We start from the raw sequence: 18,833 nt of genomic DNA, 5'->3' as shown, positions 1-18,833 counted from the left end.
ACCCCGGGCGCGCCGCGGGTAAGGCGCCCGCCCCGCCGGGGGGGGGGGGGACAAACCACACTGATCCGGGCCGGGGTCTAAAACCTTTACGGGTGATCCACCCGGCCCTTCGCACAGGTGTAGGCGCGCCGAGTCCGGTGACACGCATTCACGAGTGCTGTGATGCGGGGGCGAACTGCGGAGGTGCGCCGGTGGACGTCAGAACACCCAAGAGCCCGGAAGACGGCAGGCACAGCTTCTTCCGTACCAAGTCCGTCGAGCAGTCCATCCAGGACACCGAGGAGCCCGAGCACGCGCTCAAGAAGTCGCTGTCCGCGCTCGACCTCACCGTCTTCGGCGTCGGCGTCGTCATCGGCACCGGCATCTTCGTCCTCACCGGCCAGGTCGCCAGGAACAACGCCGGGCCGGCCGTCGCCATCGCCTTCGTCGTCTCCGGCATCGTGTGCGCGCTCGCCGCGCTCTGCTACGCCGAGTTCGCCTCCACGGTGCCGGTGGCCGGATCCGCGTACACCTTCTCCTTCGCCACGCTCGGCGAGCTGCCCGCCTGGATCATCGGCTGGGATCTGATCCTCGAACTCGCCCTCGGCTGCGCGGTGGTGTCGGTCGGCTGGTCCGGCTACATCCGCTCGCTGATGGACAACGCCGACTGGCATCTGCCGACCGGACTGGCCGGCAGCACCAGCACCGAGACCCACTTCGACCTGCTCGCCTTTCTGCTGGTCGTGGTGCTGACCGCGATCCTGATCGGCGGGGCGAAGCTGTCCGCCCGCGTCACCTCGGTCATCGTGGCGATCAAGGTGGCCGTGGTGCTCGTCGTCATCGTCGTCGGTACCTTCTTCATCACCTCGAGCAACTACTCGCCCTTCATCCCACCCGCCGTCCCCAGCGCGGGCGGCGGGTCGAATCTCAAGGCGCCGCTGATCCAGGTGATCTTCGGCTACACACCGACCAACTTCGGTGTGATGGGCATCTTCACCGCCGCCGCAGTCGTCTTCTTCGCGTACATCGGCTTCGACATCGTGGCGACCGCCGCCGAGGAGACCAGGAATCCGCAGCGGGACGTCCCGCGCGGCATTCTCGGCTCGCTGGCGATCTGCACGGTGCTGTACGTGGCCGTGTCCGTGGTCGTCACCGGCATGGAGAAGTACAGCCGCCTGTCGATCCAGGCCCCGCTCGCCGACGCCTTCAAGGCCACCGGGCACCCCTTCTGGGCAGGCCTGATCAGCTTCGGCGCGGCCATCGGACTCACCACCGTCTGCATGATTCTGCTGCTGGGCCAGACCCGGGTGTTCTTCGCCATGAGCCGCGACGGGCTGCTGCCGCGCTTCTTCTCCCGGGTGCACCCCCGCTTCGGGACCCCCTACCGCTCGACGATGCTGCTCGGCGGCATCGTGGCGATCATCGCGGGCTTCACCAGCATCTCGGAACTGGCCGACCTGGTGAACATCGGAACGCTCTTCGCCTTCATCGTCGTCGCCGTCGGTGTCGTCATGCTCCGCCGCAGCCGCCCCGACCTGCCGCGCTCCTTCCGTACGCCCCTGGTGCCATGGGTGCCCGCGCTGTCCGTCATGGCCTCGCTGTGGCTGATGCTCAATCTGCCGACCGAGACCTGGGTGCGGTTCGGCCTGTGGATGGTGGTCGGCTTCGTCATCTACTTCGCCTACGGGCACGGGCACAGCCGGATGCGACGGCAGGACGCCGGGCAGGGCTGAGGTCAGGGCCGAGGTTCACGGTGCCGCGCGGTCCGGGTAGGTTGAGGCGCGTGCCGAGCCGCCGTCCGACCCCCGCGTTCTGGCTGCGGGTCGGGCCGGCGCTCGTGGTGTGCGCCGCGGTGGTGCACCTGCCGTCCTTCATACGGTCCGTCTGGAACCCGGACGAGGGCTTCCTCGCCACCCAGGCCCGCATGCTGGCCGCCGGCGGCTCGCTCTACGGCACGGTCGTCGACCGCAAGCCGCCGCTGCTTCCCTGGCTGTACGAGGGCGCCTTCGCGGTCTTCGGCGACGGCTCGCTGTGGCCGGTGCGGGTGCTGGCCGTGCTGGCGCACGTGGTGACGGCCGCGCTGCTGGTCTCGCTGGCCCGGCGCCGCTGGGGCGACCGCTGGGGCGCCGCCGCGGGCCTCGGCTACCTGCTGCTGTCGATCGGCCTCGCGCCCGAGGACACCCAGGCCGCCAACTTCGAGGTCTTCACCCTGCCCTGGACCGTCGCGGCCGTGTGGTGCGCGGAGCGTTCGCGGTGGGGCTGGGCCGGGCTCGCCTGTGCGGGCGCCCTGCTGACCAAGCAGACGGGGGCGGCCGTGCTGCTGCCGGTGGCCTGGATGCTGTGGCGTGCGGCGCGCGACGGGAAACCGGCGCTCGTACGGTCCCGGACACCGCTCGTGGACGGGGTGGCGGTCGGCTCGGCGCTGCCCGCCACGGCCGGCGAGGCCGTCCTGCCGCCCCTGCGGCTTCTCCGGGCAGGCATCCCAGGTATCCGGCCGGCGTCCGACCTGTTGTCCGCCGCGCCGGGCGACAGCGCCGGCCCGGCCCGTACCGCCTGGGCCTGGGCGTGGGCGCGGCTCGCCGCCGGGGTCGGGGTGCCGGTCGCGGTCGTCGCGCTGGCGGTCGGGGCACGGCGGTTCGTCTTCTGGACGCTCACCGGCTCGGGTACGTACGCCTCGGCCTCGGGCGCCTGGCTGCTCGCGCTGGAGCGCGCCGTGGGCAATGCGGGCATCCTGGTGGGCGCCGGTGCCGGGCTGGTGCTCCCGGCGGCGTACCTGGCGGTGCGGAGGCGCCGGTTCGCGGACGCCGACCTGTGGCTGTGGCTCGCGGCGTCCGTCGTCGCGGTGGTGGTCGGCTTCCAGTTCTACGGCCACTACTACCTTCAGCTCATGCCGCCGCTGGTGCTGCTCGGGGTCGCCGCGCTCCGGGAGCTGCCGCGCTGGTGGAAGGCCGCCGCGATCTGGACGGCGCTGGCCGCCGGGGTCTTCCTGACCTGGGGCTTCACGGTGCCGCGCACCGAGCTGGACCATGCGCACACGGTGGCTGCCGCCGTACAGGACCACACCTCCGCCAACGCCACCCTGCTGGTCTGGGGCATGCACCCCGAGCACTACTGGCTGGCCCGCCGCACCCCCGCCACCCGCTTCCTCACCGCCGGCTTCCTCACCAACTTCAGCGGCGGCCGCGGCGGCGCCCGTGTCGGCGAGCAGTACGCCGTCGCCGGCGCCTGGCGCCACTTCCGCCGCGACCTCGCCCTCCACCCCGCCGACCTCATCGTCGACGACTCCCGCGGCGCGCCGTACGGCCCCTCCCACATCCCCACCCTTGCGGCGCTGCTCGCCGACCACTACGAGGCTGTCGCCACGGTGGACGGTGCGGTGCTTTACGCCAGGGTGGACCGTTAGGACTGCCGCGCCCCTCCGGGCCAGGGCGAGCGGCCTACCCCCAACCCGCTAGGGGCGGACCACCTTGGGGCCGGCTGCGGCGGCGCCGTGGGCGGCGACGCGGCGGCGGAGTTCGCGGTCGGCGGTGATGACGAGGCAGGGACGGCCGGCGGCGGAGGCGGCGAGGTCGGTGATGAGGTCGTCGCCGCTGCCGGGGGCGGCGGCGATGCGGACGCCGGGGACCGGGTCGACGCCGCGCGCAGCGCCCTCGACGACGAGGACGAGGTCCAGCGGGGGAGTGGTGGCCCAGTCGGGCACGCCGGGGGCGTCGGGCAGGCCTTGCTCGGCCAGCGGGGCGAGGGCGTCGCGCAGCCGCTCGGTGGCCCCGCGCCGGTCGCGCCACCAGCCGTCGGGGACGGAGCCCACCGTGTTGGCGGCGTCCACGATGACCAGGGGCCGGGAATGCGTATCGGTATCCGTGTCCACAGGGGCCACCCTGCCACGGCGGCCGTTCGCTCGCGGTGGTACAAAGGGCGCCGTACGGACGCACGGTGTTGATCGAGGTGACGGCTCATGACGAAGTCCAACGCGCCGAAGGCGGCCAAGCGGCGCGGCGGCCGGTGGCGGCCCTACGTGGGGACGGTCGTGGCGCTCGCGGTCGTCTTCGGCGGGTCCGCGGTGATCGGTGCGCATGTGCGCGGGAAGAAGGAGAGCACGGTCAAGGTCCCGACCGGCGCGGTGGCCACGGACCAGCTCGGGCTGCCGGTGAAGCCGACGGTCCCGGTGGCGCTCACGGTGTACGAGGACCTGCGGAGCCCGGCGTCCAAGGCCTTCGCGGCGCAGTACGCGACGGTCTTCCAGAAGCTGCTGGCCACCGGCCAGGTGGAGATCGACTACCACCTCGTCACCCAGTCCGACACCGCGAACGGCGGCCGCGGCGCCCTCGCGGCGGCGAACGCGGCGGCCTGCGCCCAGGACCAGGGCAGGTTCGAGGAGTACGTGGCCCAGGTGTGGGCGGCCCAGCCGGCGGACCCTCAGGTCGACGGTCTGGACAGGCAGAACCTGCTGAAGGACCTCGCCAAGAAGGCCAAGAAGATCGACGCGGCGAAGTTCGTGCCCTGTGTGCAGGGCCGTGACCACGACGGCTGGGTCCGCAAGTCCCAGGAGGCGTTCACGGCGGCCGGCTTCACCGCGGCCCCGGTACTGCAGATCAACGGCGCGACGCTGGCCGACCCGACCCCGGCCAAGCTGCGCGCGCAGGTGAAGCAGGCCGTGGCGAACGCCGAGGCGGCGACCACGACCACCACGACCATCACCACGGGGTGAGCTGACCTCACCCGCGCTCACCACCCGGGAATCCTCCGGTATGCCTTTCTGATGAATTTCTCCTTTCGTCAACTTTCAGGAGAAATGGGGTATTGAAGGCATACGGCGTCCTTTTCGCGCCGGAGCGGAGGAGTGGTGGTGCCCATGTCCACACCGGTGTTCGACGAGGTCGAACCCCTGTCCGGCTGCGTCTGCGAGGAGTGCGCCCGGCAGCGGCTCGCCGCCTCCACGGCGCGCGGCTACGGCGGTTGCCGACTGGCGCCGGCCGCCTCCCGGGCCCTGGTGGTCGTCGCGGCCGCCGCCGGTACCGCCGCCCTCGTCGCACCGGTGCCGGCCGCCGTCGCCGTGACGACCCCGGCCACCACGACCCCGCTGCGCCTGACGCGCGATCAGATCCTGGAGCGGGCGCGGAGCTGGGTCGACGCGGCGGTGCCGTACGACATGGACGCGTACTGGCGGGACGGATACCGCCAGGACTGCTCCGGCTTCGTGTCGATGGCCTGGGGCCTGGGCAGCAGCGCGTGGACCGGCAGCCTGACGGACTACGCGGAGCGGATCCGCGTGGACCAGCTGATGCCCGGCGACATCCTGCTGTTCCACAACCACGAGGAGCCGCAGACCGGTTCGCACGTCACCATCTTCGGCGGCTGGGCCGACGCCGAGCACGAGGAGTACATCGCCTACGAACAGGCCAAGCCGCACGCCCGGATCAGGACCACGCCCTTCGCCTACTGGTCGCACTCCTCGGACTACGTCCCGTACCGCTACAGGTACATCCGCCGGCCCGCCCCCGACGACGCCTACCCCGGGACCGGATCCTTCGGCCCCGGCGCGCAGAACGCGTACGTCACCCGGCTCGGCCGGATGCTGGCCGGGCGCGGCGCGACCCCGTACTACCGGGTCGGCCCGGGCCCGAAGTGGTCGGCCGCGGACCGCCGGGCCACCGCCGCCTTCCAGCACGCCCAGGGCTGGTCGGGCGACGACGCGGACGGCCTCCCGGGTCCGACCACCTGGCGCTACCTCGTACGGGGCGAGGGCACCGACATCGCGGCCCCGGCCACCCGCGGCGGCACCCCGGGCCCGCCCTATCCCGGGGCCGCGCGCTTCCGGCCCGGCCAGGCCAACGAGGACGTGCTCAGGCTCGGGCGGCAGCTGGCCGCCAAGGGCTTCGGCGCGCACTACCCCACGGGGCCCGGCCCCGACTGGAGCGAGGCCGCCAGGCGGGCGGTCGAGGCCTTCCAGCGCACCCAGGGCTGGTCCGGCACCGAGGCGGACGGCTATCCCGGACCCGAGACATGGAGGCGACTCTTCTCGTGACGACCCACGCAGCCCAGGCCCAGGCCGGATACGCGGCCACGCAAGCCCCCGCGACCACCACGTCCCCCGCGACCACCGTCACCTCCGACCTCACCGAACACCCCGGCCGCCCCCTGCCCGGCTGGGTCGCCGTCCTGACCGTCCTGGCGGCCGCCGGCACCGCGGGCTGGCTGCTGTGGCGGACGGGCACCCTCCCGGTCCGCCTCGCGGGGCACGCCGCGCTCCCGGCGGCCCCCGACAGCGGCCGGATCACGGTCACCGGCCTGTGGGGCGCCGTCGCACTGCTCGCCGCCCTGGCCGCCTTCGCCGCCGGTGGGCTCGCCCGGGGCCGCCCCGGCTCCGTATGGGTGCTCACCCGGCACGGCGCCTACCGGGGCACGGTCCGCCGCACCGGACTGCTGTGGATCAGCCCGCTGCTGGCCCGCCGCCGCACCGACGTCAGCCTGCGGCACTGGCGCAGCAGCCCCATCGAGGCCACCGATGCCTCCGGCGCACCGCTGCACGCCACCGTGCTGCTGGTCTGGCGGGTCCGCGACACCGCCCGCGCCTCCTTCGCCGTCGACGACCACGTCCGCTATCTGCGCGAGCAGGTCGAGGCCGCCGTCTGCCGCATCCTGTCCCGGTTGCCCGCCGACGACTTCCGGGGACCCGGCCCGACGCTGCGCGACTCCGACCACGTCGGCGACCAGCTCACCGCGCTGCTCGCCGCCGAGATGCGCCCGGTCGGCGTCGAGGTCTTCTCGGCCCGCCCGGTCCGCCTCGACTACGCCCCCGCAGTCGCCGCCGCCATGCACCGCTCCCAGCTCGCCGCCCTGGACGCCAGACACCGCCGCGCGGTCCTGGACGACGTGCTGGCCGCCGTCACCGAGACCGTCCGCGGCCTCACCGACCGGGGCCTGGTCCAGCTCGACGACTACGAACGAAAAGCCCTGGTCAAGGACTTGACCGTGGCCTTCTACACGGCCCGCGGCCCGGCCGCCGAGGCACCGCGCAGGCCCGGGGCCGCCTGACCTGCCGGCAAAAGCCGGAGCGCCGGCCGTACGCGCCCTGACGGGCCGTACGACCGGCGCTCCGAAGAACCCTGTTACGCGGGCACGCTCGCGACACCCGGGGCCAGGAACGGCTTGCCGTTCACCCGCTCCGAGACGCCCTCACGGTCCAGGTAGGGGGTGATACCGCCCAGGTGGAACGGCCAGCCGGCGCCGGTGATCAGGCACAGGTCGATGTCCTGCGCCTCCGCGACCACGCCCTCCTCCAGCATCAGGCCGATCTCCTGCGCCACGGCGTCCAGGACGCGGGCGCGCACCTGCTCCGCCGACAGGACGCTGTCGCCCTGGACGAGCAGCGCGGCGACCTCGGGGTCCAGCTCCGGCTTGCCGGAGTCGTAGACGTAGAAGCCGCGCTTGCCGGCCTTGACCACGGCGGCCAGGTTCGGCGAGACCGTGAAGCGGTCCGGGAAGGACCGGTTGAGGGTCTCCGAGACGTGCAGGCCGATCGCCGGGCCGACCAGCTCCAGCAGCACCAGCGGCGACATCGGCAGACCGAGCGGCTCGACGGCCTTCTCGGCGACGGCGACCGGGGTGCCCTCGTCGATGACGTTCTGGATCTCGCCCATGAAGCGGGTCAGGATGCGGTTGACGACGAACGCCGGGGCGTCCTTCACCAGGACCGCGGTCTTCTTCAGCTTCTTGGCGACCGCGAAGGCCGTGGCCAGCGACGCGTCATCGGTCTGCTCGCCACGCACGATCTCCAGCAGCGGGAGGATCGCCACCGGGTTGAAGAAGTGGAAGCCGACGACCCGCTCCGGGTGCTCCAGCTTCGAGGCCATCTCCGAGACCGACAGCGACGAGGTGTTGGTCGCCAGGATCGCCGTCGGGGAGACGACCGCCTCGACCTCGGCGAAGACCTGCTGCTTGACGCCGATCTCCTCGAAGACCGCCTCGATGACGAAGTCCGCGTCACCGAAGGCCTCGGCCTTGTCGAGCGAGCCGGACACCAGGGCCTTGAGGCGGTTCGCCTTGTCCTGGTTGACGCGGCCCTTCAGCAGCAGCTTGTCGATCTCGCCGTGGACGTAGCCCACGCCCTTGTCGACGCGCTCCTGGTCGATGTCGGTGAGCACCACCGGCACTTCGAGGCGGCGCGCGAACAGCAGCGCGAGCTGCGACGCCATCAGACCGGCGCCGACCACACCCACCTTGCTGACCGGACGGGCCAGGTTCTTGTCCGGCGCCCCGGCCGGGCGCTTGCCGCGCCTCTGGACCAGGTTGAAGGCGTAGATGCCGCTGCGCAGCTCGCCGCCCATGATCAGGTCCGCCAGGGCCTGGTCCTCGGCGTCGAAGCCCTGCTGCAGGTCGCCGTTCTTGGCCGCCGCGATGATGTCCAGGGCCCGGTACGCCGCCGGGGCCGCGCCGTGCACCTTGGAGTCGGCGACGAAGCGCCCGCGCTCCACGGCCTGGTCCCAGGCCTCGCCGCGGTCCACCTCGGGCCGTACGATCTCGAGCTCGCCCTTGAGGACGGCCGCGGTCCACAGCAGCGACTGCTCCAGGAAGTCGGCGCCCTCGAAGATCGCGTCCGCGATGCCGAGGTCGTAGACCTGCTCGCCCTTGAGCTGCTTGTTCTGGTTGAGCGAGTTCTCGATGATGACCGAGACCGCGCGGTCCGCGCCGATCAGGTTCGGCAGGATCGTGCAGCCGCCCCAGCCGGGCACCAGACCGAGGAAGACCTCGGGGAGGGAGAAGGCCGGCAGCGCCGCGGAGACCGTGCGGTAGGCGCAGTGCAGACCCACCTCGACGCCGCCGCCCATGGCCGCGCCGTTGTAGTACGCGAACGTCGGGACCGCGAGGCCGGACAGCCGCTTGAAGACCTCGTGGCCGCCCTTGCCGATGGCGAGCGCGTCCTCGTGCTTCTTCAGCAGCTCGACGCCCTTGAGGTCGGCGCCGACCGCGAAGATGAACGGCTTGCCGGTGATGCCGACGCCGGTGATCGCGCCCTCGGCCGCCTCCTTCTCGACCTGGTCGATCGCCTTGTCGAGGTTGGCGAGCGACTGCGGGCCGAAGGTGGTCGGCTTGGTGTGGTCCAGGCCGTTGTCCAGCGTGATGAGCGCGAAGCGCCCGGCGCCGGGGAGGTCGATGTGGCGCACGTGCGCCTGCGTCACGACCTCGTCGGGGAACAGCTCGGCCGCTCCCTTGAGAAGCTCGGCGGTCGTGGTGCTCACTTGCTGCCTCCGTCGAAGTGCGGGTTCTCCCAGATGATCGTCCCGCCCATGCCGAAGCCGACGCACATCGTCGTCAGGCCGTAGCGCACGTGCGGCTGCTCCGCGAACTGGCTGGCCAGCTGCGTGATCAGACGCACGCCGGAGGAGGCCAGGGGGTGGCCGAACGCGATCGCGCCGCCGTACTGGTTGACGCGCTCGTCGTCGTCGGCGATGCCGTAGTGGTCCAGGAAGGACAGCACCTGCACGGCGAACGCCTCGTTGACCTCGAACAGGCCGATGTCGCCGATCGACAGGCCGGCCTTGGCCAGGGCCTTCTCGGTCGCCGGGATCGGGCCGACACCCATGACCTCGGGCTCGACGCCCGCGAAGGCGTACGAGACCAGACGGGCCTTGATCGGCAGCCCGAGCTCCTGCGCCACGTCCTCGGCGGCGAGCAGGGAGGCGGTGGCACCGTCGTTCAGGCCCGCCGCGTTGCCCGCCGTCACACGGCCGTGCGCGCGGAACGGGGTCTTGAGGGCGGCCAGGCTCTCCAGGGTGGTCCCCGGGCGCATCGGCTCGTCCGTGGTCGCCAGGCCCCAACCGGTCTCGCCGGCCTCGGGGTTGCTCCGGCGCACCGAGATCGGCACCAGGTCCTGCTGGATCTTGCCGTTGGCGTACGCCTTGGCGGCCTTCTCCTGCGACCGGACCGCGTACTCGTCCGCGCGCTGCTTGGTGATGTGCGGGAACCTGTCGTGCAGGTTCTCCGCCGTCATCCCCATGAACAGCGCGGAGTCGTCGACCAGCTTCTCCGACACGAAGCGCGGGTTCGGGTCCACGCCCTCACCCATCGGGTGGCGGCCCATGTGCTCCACGCCGCCGGCCACGACCACGTCGTACGCGCCGAAGGCGATACCGCCGGCCGTCGTCGTCACCGCGGTCAGCGCACCGGCGCACATCCGGTCGATGGAGAACCCGGGAACGCTCTTCGGCAGCCCGGCCAGGATCGCCGCCGTACGGCCCAGGGTCAGGCCCTGGTCGCCGATCTGCGTCGTCGCGGCCACCGCGACCTCGTCGATGCGCTCCGGGGGGAGGCTGGGGTTGCGCCGCAGCAGCTCCCGGATGGACTTGATCACCAGGTCGTCGGCGCGGGTCTCGTGATAGATGCCCTTCGGGCCCGCCTTGCCGAACGGGGTGCGGACGCCGTCGACGAAGACGACATCCCTAGCGGTACGAGGCACGTTGGCTCTCCTCCAGATGCGGGGGCACTCCGGCGCGCGCCATCCCTGCGGGCTGCGTCGCCACCTCCATGCTACTCGCGGGTAACGAGTGTGCCCAGCCCGGCACGGGGGTGTGTGCCGTCACATGTGCGCCGGGCTCCGCCCCGGGTGCCCGCGCCGTCCCCGGGGGCTCCGCCCCCTCGCCCCCCCCGGGCCGGTTGGGGGTAGGCCGTCCTCCCCCAGCTAGACGCTGGGAGGTGCCCCCAAGGCGAGCGAAGCGAGGTGGGGGTCCCCCCCCGGCCGAAGGTTGGGGGAGGGCTGGCCCAACCGGCCCGCACCCGGCGACGGCGCCGGACCCAGACGGCGCTGGTCCGTGGTCATGCGCGTTTCGTTGCCGGGCGCGGCCCGGTGGCCGCGTGTGCCAGCCCGTTCCGCCTAGCGGAACGTTCTCCCACAACGCGGCGGATCACGGCCTACCCCGCACCGAAGGCGCCCGGGGGCACTGTGTGGTTGCCGGTCGCGCGCAGGGTGATCGTGCCCAGGCCGCCGGTGCGGGCGTCGGCGTTCACCACCGCCACGGCGATTGAGTTGCGGCCGTCCGTGCGCAGCACGCCTTCCGGGATGGGGAAGGCCTGCTGGGGGCCGAGGTCGCTGACGTAGATGCCGACCATCCAGCCGTTGACGTAGAGCAGGGCGCGGTAGTGGCGGGACCGCTCCCGCGCGATGACGAGGCTGAGGGGTACGTCCTGGTCGGCGGGGAGCGCGAGCGGCAGCGTGGTGCGGTACCAGGAGACGCCGGGGGTGCGGTCGGTGCGGGGGAGGGTGACGGGGGCCCAGGCGTGGTCGTCGTGGGCCGGGAGGTGGTAGCCGTGGCGCTCGCCGTAGAGGCCGCCTGCGTTGAGGGGGCCGCGTACGGGGTCGAGCGTGCCGCCCTGGACGCGCCAGGCGATGCGGCGGGCCGAGCCCTGCAGTGCGGCCGCGGTGAGGCCGCGCGGCTTCTTGTGAGTGTCGTTGGCCCGGAAGTCCTGCTCGTGGCCCATGTTGACGGTGAGCACGGAGAGCACGTTGTCCTGCCCGCGCCGGACCGCGCCCGCGGGGAAGCGGAAGGCCTTGGACGCGTCCCGCGTACTGCCCAGGAAGCGGCCGTTGAGCCAGACCAGCCACTCGCCGGCCTTGCCGGTGGAGGCGGTCAGCCGTGCGCCCGTGGCGCTGCCCGTGAAGTGGCCGCGGTACCAGACCGAGCCGATGTGGAAGCCGTTGTCGTCGGCGGCCAGGGCGGCGGGGTCGGCGGTCCGCCAGCCCGAGTCGTCGTAGCCGGGCCGGGCCTCCGGGGTCTCGCGGCTGAAGCGCCATCCCGTGAGCCGGGGCAGGGTCACCGGGCGCGGCCCCGGCAGCCGGCCGTCCCGGACCGGGCGGCCGTTCCAGGTCAGGGACGAGGCCCGGCCGCCGTCGAAGACCTGGACCGGCGTCGTCCGGTCCGTGTCACCGGTGAGGCTCAGCTCCCCGCCCGCGTACGACGCCGTGCGCACCAGCTCGGGCCCGCGCACCAGGACCGGACCCCGCGCCGTGTCCTGCCGCCAGAAGGTGTCGGCGGTCGCGTCGTCGGCGAGGAGCAGTCGCAGGGGCGTACCGCCCGGCGGCTCGACCAGCACCTGGGTGAGGCCGCGGTGCGTGTAGTCCAGCCGCAGGTCGCCGCTGCCCGCGTCCCAGGCCTGCCGTACGGTCCCCGACAGCACGGTCACCCTGGGCCGCGCCGCATACCGCAGCACCGTCCGCCCAGCCTGCCCACGGCGGCCGTACAGCAGGGCGACGTCCTCGTGGCCGCCGTCGCCGCCCTCGCCGAAGACGCCGTGCGTCATGATCTCCGACGTGGAGTACTCCAGCCGCTGGTGGTCCATCGTGTAGTCCGCGACCAGCAGCTTGGAGTCCCGGCCCGCGACGACCACCGGGATGTCGCGGTGCCCGCCCAGCGCGATCCGCGCGTTGTCGGTCGACTTGTCGTTGACGTCCTTGTGCCGGACGACCGTGAAGACCGTCCCGGTGTCCGGATTGCGGCGCGTGCGCGTGAGCACCGCGCCCCCGGCCGCCGTCGCGTCGCCCACCGGATCGGTCTTCGTCAGCGGCGCGACGGCCTGCACCATGTAGCCGAGCCGCTTGTCGACCAGGTACTTCTCGGTGAGCTGCCGGTCCTCGCTGATCGGCGCGCCGTAGTCGTACGAGCTGTAGACCGACCCCGGCGAGGCCAGATAGCCCCAGGAGGTGCCGCCGTAGACCATGTAGAAGTTCTGCATGGTCGAGCCCGACGCCATGTTGTTCTCGTACGCCGCCTTCTCGAAGTCGCCGTTCGTCAGCTGCCGGCACTTGTCGTAGCCCGGCCCGCCCCACGGGTCGAAGGCCCCGCCCTGGAACTCGGGGAGGTAGAGCGGCTCGCCCTTCTTGTGCGCGAACGCCATGTCGGGCAGCGGGCTCCACACGTCCGGGTGCCGGCAGTCGAACTCCTGCGGATAGCGGTCGTATCCGTCGATGTCCAGCTCGCGGGTGAAGATCCCCTTGTGGTTGCCGACCAGCGGCACCGTGATCCCGTCGGCCTTCGCCTTCGCCGCGAGGTGCCGGATGTACGCGTGGCCGTCCGGCGTGTCCGTGTAGAGCTCGTTCTCCACCTGGTACGCGATCACCGACCCGCCGCCGTCCGTCAACTGGTGCCGCGCGATCACCGGGTCGATCCGCGACAACCACTCGTCGGCCGCCGCCAGATAGTCCGGCGCGGTGCTTCGGGCGCGGCCCTTCTGCGTGCTCAGCCAGCCCGGGAAGCCGCCGCCGTCCGTCTCGGCGTTGATGTACGGGCCCGGGCGGGCGATGACGTAGATGCCGACCTCCGCCGCGATGTCCAGCAGCCGGTCGACGTCCCGGATCCCCGTGAAGTCGTACACCCCGGGGGCGGAGGAGTGGAAGTCCCAGTCGAAGTAGATGGACGTGGCGTTGAAGCCGCCCGCCTTCATCTTCTCCAGCACGTCCCGCCAGGCCGAGGGGCTCGGCAGCCGCCAGTAGTGGAACTCCCCGGACCAGACGTACAGCCGCTTGCCGTCGATCATGTACGAGTAGTCGTCGTACGCGATCGTGTGCGCGGCGGGTGCCTTCGCCTTCGCTTTCGCCTCCGGCGCTGCGCTCGGTGCTGCCGCCAGCATGGCCGCTGCCAGCACGGCCGCCGCCGCTGTTCTGGGAAACCGCCGCTGCGTGGCCATGGCCGCCTGCCCTTCTTGCCGGGAATGCCCGGCGAGCGTAGGCGCGCCCCGTTCGTCCCTTCAAGCCGACGCGCGGTGCGGTTGCTGCGGCTTTGTCCCCCACCCCGCCCCTGCCCGACGGGCTGAAAATGCCCGCTTACCCCGTAGGGGCCTGCACGGTCAGCGCGGCAGCGAGAAGCGGAGTCACCAGCTCGACCTGCCAGGGGCGGGCGCCGAGGCCGGTGAGGACGCGGGCGACCTCGTCGCTGGAGGGGTCGGAGGGCGGGTCCCAGCAGAGGCGGCGGACGGTGTCGGGGGTGATGAGGTTTTCCTGGGGGAGGTTGAGTTCCTCGGCGAGGGCGGAGACGGCGGCGCGGGCCGCGGAGAGGCGGGCGGCGGCGGCCGGGTCCTTGTCGGCCCAGGCGCGCGGGGGCGGTGGGCCGGTGTACGCGGGGCCGGGCTGGGGGAGCTCGCGCTCGGGGAGGGCGCGGGCACGGTCGATCGCGCTCTGCCACTGGTCCAGCTGGCGCCGGCCCATGCGGTGCCCGAAGCCGGGGAGCGCGGCGAGGGCGTGCGCGTTCGCCGGGAACTCCAGCGCGGCCGCGACGATGGCGGCATCGGTGAGCACGCGGCCCGGCGAGACGTCCCGTTCCCGGGCGATGGTGTCGCGCAGGTTCCACAGCTCGCGTACGACCGCGATCTGGCGGCGCCGGCGCACCTTGTGCATGCCCGACGTACGGCGCCAGGGGTCGACCCGCGGGGCGGGCGGCGGGGCGGCGGCGATGGCGGCGAACTCCTGGAGGGCCCAGTCCAGCTTGCCCTGGGTGCGCAGTTCCTCCTCCAGCGCGTCACGCAGGTCCACCAGCAGCTCGACGTCGAGCGTGGCGTAGCGCAGCCACGGCTCGGGGAGGGGGCGGGTGGACCAGTCGACGGCGGAGTGGCCCTTCTCGAGGGTGTAGCCGAGGACGCCCTCGACCATCGCGCCGAGCCCGACCCGGGCGAATCCGGCCAGTCGGCCGGCCAGCTCGGTGTCGAACAGGCGGGCCGGCCGCATGCCGGTCTCCTCCAGGCAGGGCAGGTCCTGGGTGGCTGCGTGCAGCACCCATTCCGTCCCGTTCAGGGCGGCGCCCAGCGAGGAAAGGTCGGGGCATCCCACGGGGTCGATCAGCGCGGTCCCTGCTCCGGTGCGGCGCAGCTGGACCAGGTAGGCCCGCTGTCCGTAGCGGTAACCGGATGCGCGCTCGGCGTCGACGGCGACAGGTCCGGTGCCCGTGGCAAAGGCCGCGACGATGTCGGCGAGAGCCTCCGGGCTGGCGGTCACCGGCGGGATTCCCTCGCGCGGGTCCAGCAGCGGGACCGGCGCCGGTGCTGCTTCTGTTGCGGTCTCTCGGGCGTCGGTCACGTGTAAAGGGTATCTGTGTGCAGCAAGCGCCCGCCGACGGAACGTTCCGTCGGCGGGCGGCTCGGGGTGTTGTTACGTTCGGTTAACAGTCAGTGAATGATTCCGGTACGCAGAGCGACGGCCACCATCCCGGCCCGGTCACCCGTGCCCAGCTTGCGGGCGATCCGCGCCAGGTGGGACTTCACCGTGAGCGCGGACAGGCCCATGGACACGCCGATCGCCTTGTTGGACTGGCCCTCCGCGACCAGCCTCAGCACCTCGACCTCACGGCCCGACAGTTCGCGGTAGCCGCCGCCGTGTCCGGGGGAGCCGGGTGGGCGGCGCTGGATGCGCTGTCCGGCGGCGCCGATGGGGGCGGCGCCGGGGCGGCCGGGGAGCCCGAGGTTGTTGCGGGTGCCGGTGACGACGTAGCCCTTCACGCCGCCCGCCAGGGCGTTGCGTACGGCTCCGATGTCGTCGGCGGCGGAGAGGGCGAGGCCGTTCGGCCAGCCGGCCGCCCTGGTCTCGGCCAGCAGGGTGAGGCCGGAGCCGTCGGGGAGGTGGACGTCGGCCACACAGATGTCGCGGGGGGTGCCGACCCGGGGCCGAGCCTCCGCGATGGACGACGCCTCGATCACGTCGCGTACTCCCAGGGCCCACAGGTGGCGGGTCACGGTGGAGCGGACGCGGGGATCGGCGACGACCACCATGGCGGTCGGCTTGTTCGGGCGGTAGGCGACCAGGCTTGTGGGGTGTTCGAGAAGAACCGACACCGGGCCTCCTGGGGAGTGGCTGGAAGGGTCACAGTTCCCTTCGGCAGCTCCCCCGTCCGGCTTTAGAGAAAGATCACGATTTGTTTAGTAACAATTCCGGCAATTCGGACAGCTTGTCGATCGTTGTCGATCGAAGGTGTGACAGTCCCGGTCAACGGGTGTGAGGCGGCCGTTCTCGCGGTAAGGAAAGTCGGCCCAGGTCAGCGCGGCTGCTGCGGGCCGCGCCGCTTCGGCAGCGGTACGACGGCGGTCGGCGTGAGGCCGCCCCCGCCCGGCCCGGTCACCGGCGGCAGCCCCGCACTCGTGCACAGCAGGTCGCACCAGCCCGCGAGGTGCGCCGCCACGTCCGGCACGCCGCCGGTGCCCTCGCGCGGGGTCCAAGAGGCGCGGATCTCGATCTGGGTGGAGTCCTCGCGCCCCGCCAGCCCGCCGAAGTAGTGCGAGGAACTGCGCGACACGGTGCCGCTCGGCTCGCCGTACCCGGCGCCGTGCGCCTCCAGGGCTCCGGTCAGCCACGACCAGCTCACCTCGGGCAGCAGCGGATCCGCGGCCATCTCCGGCTCCAACTCGGCGCGCACCAGCGTCACCAGCCGGAAGGTGCCCTGCCAGGCCTCGGGCCCGGACGGGTCGTACAGCAGCACCAGACGGCCGTCGGCCAGCTCGTCGCCGTCCACGACGACCGTCGCCTCCAGCGCGTACGCGTGCGGCGCCAGGCGCTTCGGCGGCGGGGTCGGATCGAGCTCGACCTCGTGCCGTACGCGAGCGCGCAGCAGTGCGTCAACCGCGTGCTGGAAGGGGAGAGGGGCGCTGTCCCCGTCCGAGAGGTGCCCATGAGCCGCTGCCATGCCCGGAAGACTAGGCGGAACGGGGCCCCCAGGGGTGCACGACACCCGGGTGGGCGGGTCGCCCGGTTGGCGCATGCGAAGATTTGGGCGTGAGTGCGCACCAGCAGACTGCTGCTTCCCCCTTCATCCGCGCCTGCCGGCGCGAGTCCGTGCCGCACACCCCTGTGTGGTTCATGCGCCAGGCCGGGCGCTCGCTGCCCGAATACCTCAAGGCGCGCGAGGGCATTCCCATGCTCGAGTCCTGCATGCGGCCCGATCTCGTCACCGAGATCACGCTGCAGCCGGTGCGCCGCCACAAGGTCGACGCGGCCGTCTACTACAGCGACATCGTGGTGCCGCTCAAGGCCGTCGGGCTCGACCTCGACATCAAGCCGGGCGTCGGCCCGGTCGTCGAGCACCCGATCCGTACCCGGGCCGACCTGGCGCGGCTGCGGCCGCTCGAGCCGGACGACGTCAAGTACGTCACCGAGGCCATCGGCATGCTCACCGCCGAGCTGGGCGAGACCCCGCTCATCGGCTTCGCCGGCGCACCGTTCACCCTGGCGAGCTATCTGATCGAGGGCGGCCCCTCGCGCAGCTACGAGCGTACGAAGGCCATGATGTACGGCGAGCCCGAGCTGTGGGCCGACCTCATCGACCGCCTCGCGGCCATCACGGGCGCCTTCCTGAAGGTCCAGATCGAGGCGGGCGCGAGCGCCGTCCAGCTCTTCGACTCCTGGGCGGGCGCGCTGGCCCCGCAGGAGTACCGCGACTTCGTGATGCCCGCCTCGGCCAAGGTCTTCGACGCCGTGGCCGGCTACGGCGTCCCGCGCATCCACTTCGGCGTCGGCACCGGCGAGCTGCTCGCCCTCATGGGCGAGGCCGGCGCGGACGTCGTCGGCGTCGACTGGCGCGTCCCGCTCGACGAGGCCGCCCGCCGCGTCGGCCCCGACAAGGCCCTCCAGGGCAACCTGGACCCCGCCGTCCTCTTCGCCCCGACCCCCGCCGTCGAGGCCAAGGCCCGCGAGGTGCTGGCGGCGGCGCAGGCCGCGCCCGGGCATGTGTTCAACCTCGGGCACGGCGTGCTCCCGTCCACGGACCCGGACGCCCTGACGCGGCTGGTGGAGTTCGTCCACGCCGAGACGGCCGGCTGACCCGGTTACTCCTCCTCGGGATCCTTCCCCACCGGCGCCGGCACGGTGACCGGCGCCGGTGCCGGCACCGCGGGCGCCGCCACCGAGGGCGCCGGCACCCGGCGGCGCAGGGTGCGGAAGACCACCCAGACCAGTGCCGCCAGTGCCGCGAACGGCAGCGCGGCCGCCAGCGCGACCAGAATGGCCCGGAAGGTGACGTAGAAGGCGTGCCAGCCGGCGCCCAGGGCGTCCCCCACGGATGCCCAGACGCCGTCGTCCTTCTTCGCCACGGCCACCGCCACGGGCTCGGTCAGGACGAGCGTCACCGTGGCCATGTCGGTGCGCTCCTTCAGCGACTTCTGCTGTGCCTGCAGCGCCTCCAAGTCCGCCTCACGCGTGCTGAGTTCCCCCTCCAGCGTGACCACGTCACTGAGCTTGACCGCGCGGTTCATCAGCTCCCGCAGCCGCGCCACACTCGTCTGCTGCGACGTGATCCGGCTCTGGACATCCACGACCTGGCTGGTGACGTCCTCGGCGTTGACCTTGCGGTCCGTGAGCTTCCCGAGCCCCGCGAGGTCCTCGAGCAGCTGCTCGTAGTCCGCCGGCGGCACCTTCAGCTGTACGCGTGAGTGCTCGCGCCCCGCGTCGTCCAGCGAGGTGCTCTCGTCGCCGACGTAACCGCCCGCACCGTCCACCAGGGTGCGGGCCTTGGCGAGCGCGTCCTGGACGTTCTTGGCCTCGACGGTGAGCGTGGCGGTCCGCACGACGTACGACTGCGTGAGGTTCGTGGTCTTGCTGCTGCCACTGCTGCTCCCGCTTCCGGCGGCGCTGCTCTTCTCGTTGCTCCCGGTGTCCGCGGCGGCGCCCCGCTGGGCTGAGCTCGCGGTGCTGTCGTTGGTGCTCGATCCCGCGCCGCAGCCCGCTACCGCGAGCGACGCGGCGAGCAGCGCGGCAGCGAGCGCCGCGAGTGATCTGTTCATTGGTGGTCCCCCCAGGGTGAGTTGGCTCGTTGTCGCCTGTGCGGATTCGACGGGACAGCAGGTGGGAGGGTTTCGCATGCGCGATCCCGATGAGGTCACGGTTCGGG

At 72.5% G+C, this 18,833-nt stretch carries 14 protein-coding genes; 6 read left to right on the top strand and 8 right to left on the bottom strand.

The features are described from left to right. Window positions 1–191: 191 nt before the first annotated feature. On the top strand, window positions 192–1,712 hold the full coding sequence (locus tag ACFXJ5_RS17745; protein ID WP_384631355.1) for an amino acid permease: 1,521 nt from the start codon (window positions 192–194) through the stop codon (window positions 1,710–1,712). Window positions 1,713–1,762: 50 nt separating this feature from the next. Continuing rightward, window positions 1,763–3,382 (top strand): ArnT family glycosyltransferase, encoded by a 1,620-nt coding sequence (locus ACFXJ5_RS17740; RefSeq protein WP_384631353.1) that lies wholly within the window; start codon window positions 1,763–1,765, stop codon window positions 3,380–3,382. Window positions 3,383–3,430: 48 nt separating this feature from the next. Here ACFXJ5_RS17740 and ACFXJ5_RS17735 read toward each other — a convergent pair whose 3' ends face one another. Next, window positions 3,431–3,847, bottom strand: coding sequence for an NTP pyrophosphohydrolase (locus tag ACFXJ5_RS17735; protein ID WP_384631351.1), 417 nt, complete (start codon window positions 3,845–3,847; stop codon window positions 3,431–3,433). Window positions 3,848–3,934: 87 nt separating this feature from the next. On the opposite strand from ACFXJ5_RS17735, the gene ACFXJ5_RS17730 reads away from it, so the two are divergent. From ACFXJ5_RS17730 to ACFXJ5_RS17720, 3 genes are all read left to right on the top strand, one after another. Then, the gene (locus ACFXJ5_RS17730) at window positions 3,935–4,687 is read left to right on the top strand and encodes a thioredoxin domain-containing protein (RefSeq protein WP_384631349.1); all 753 of its coding nucleotides are present in this window, start codon (window positions 3,935–3,937) and stop codon (window positions 4,685–4,687) included. Between the two features lie 144 nt (window positions 4,688–4,831). After that, window positions 4,832–6,004, top strand: a complete 1,173-nt coding sequence (locus ACFXJ5_RS17725; protein WP_384631348.1) for a peptidoglycan-binding protein — start codon at window positions 4,832–4,834, stop codon at window positions 6,002–6,004. After that, on the top strand, window positions 6,001–7,014 hold the full coding sequence (locus ACFXJ5_RS17720) for an SPFH domain-containing protein (protein WP_384631347.1): 1,014 nt from the start codon (window positions 6,001–6,003) through the stop codon (window positions 7,012–7,014). Before ACFXJ5_RS17725 ends, ACFXJ5_RS17720 begins: the two co-directional genes overlap by 4 nt. A gap of 74 nt (window positions 7,015–7,088) precedes the next feature. Here the strand turns inward: ACFXJ5_RS17720 and ACFXJ5_RS17715 are convergent, their stop codons facing one another. The 6 genes from ACFXJ5_RS17715 to ACFXJ5_RS17690 all read right to left on the bottom strand — a co-directional run bounded on the left by ACFXJ5_RS17715 (window position 7,089) and on the right by ACFXJ5_RS17690 (window position 16,634). Beyond that, window positions 7,089–9,218 carry a 3-hydroxyacyl-CoA dehydrogenase NAD-binding domain-containing protein gene (locus tag ACFXJ5_RS17715; RefSeq protein WP_384631345.1) on the bottom strand — a complete coding sequence of 710 codons (2,130 nt, stop codon included), beginning with the start codon at window positions 9,216–9,218 and terminating at the stop codon, window positions 7,089–7,091. Then, window positions 9,215–10,435 (bottom strand): thiolase family protein, encoded by a 1,221-nt coding sequence (locus ACFXJ5_RS17710; RefSeq protein ID WP_384631344.1) that lies wholly within the window; start codon window positions 10,433–10,435, stop codon window positions 9,215–9,217. Before ACFXJ5_RS17710 ends, ACFXJ5_RS17715 begins: the two co-directional genes overlap by 4 nt. A 452-nt stretch (window positions 10,436–10,887) precedes the next feature. Continuing rightward, window positions 10,888–13,656, bottom strand: coding sequence for a beta-galactosidase (locus ACFXJ5_RS17705; RefSeq protein ID WP_384631342.1), 2,769 nt, complete (start codon window positions 13,654–13,656; stop codon window positions 10,888–10,890). Between the two features lie 136 nt (window positions 13,657–13,792). Beyond that, window positions 13,793–15,037, bottom strand: coding sequence for an HRDC domain-containing protein (locus tag ACFXJ5_RS17700; protein WP_384631340.1), 1,245 nt, complete (start codon window positions 15,035–15,037; stop codon window positions 13,793–13,795). 89 nt (window positions 15,038–15,126) lie between these two features. Beyond that, a complete protein-coding gene (locus ACFXJ5_RS17695) occupies window positions 15,127–15,789 on the bottom strand; it encodes a LuxR C-terminal-related transcriptional regulator (RefSeq protein ID WP_384631338.1) in 663 nt (220 codons plus the stop codon). A 200-nt stretch (window positions 15,790–15,989) separates the two neighbouring features. Continuing rightward, window positions 15,990–16,634 carry a DUF3000 domain-containing protein gene (locus ACFXJ5_RS17690; protein WP_384631336.1) on the bottom strand — a complete coding sequence of 215 codons (645 nt, stop codon included), beginning with the start codon at window positions 16,632–16,634 and terminating at the stop codon, window positions 15,990–15,992. Window positions 16,635–16,717: 83 nt separating this feature from the next. On the opposite strand from ACFXJ5_RS17690, the gene hemE reads away from it, so the two are divergent. After that, entirely contained in the window at window positions 16,718–17,767 is a 1,050-nt protein-coding gene (hemE, locus tag ACFXJ5_RS17685; RefSeq protein ID WP_384631334.1) for a uroporphyrinogen decarboxylase, read from the top strand. A 5-nt stretch (window positions 17,768–17,772) separates the two neighbouring features. On the opposite strand, the gene ACFXJ5_RS17680 is transcribed toward hemE, so the two are convergent. Continuing rightward, complete coding sequence (locus ACFXJ5_RS17680) at window positions 17,773–18,726, bottom strand: DUF4349 domain-containing protein (protein WP_384631332.1); 954 nt, start codon at window positions 18,724–18,726, stop codon at window positions 17,773–17,775. Between the last annotated feature and the right edge of the window lie 107 nt (window positions 18,727–18,833).

This window comes from Streptomyces sp. NPDC059373, assembly GCF_042751495.1.
Lineage (GTDB): Bacteria > Actinomycetota > Actinomycetes > Streptomycetales > Streptomycetaceae > Actinacidiphila.
The sequence above is the reverse complement of the archived record's forward strand: the minus strand, read 5'-3'. Positions and strand labels throughout refer to the sequence as shown.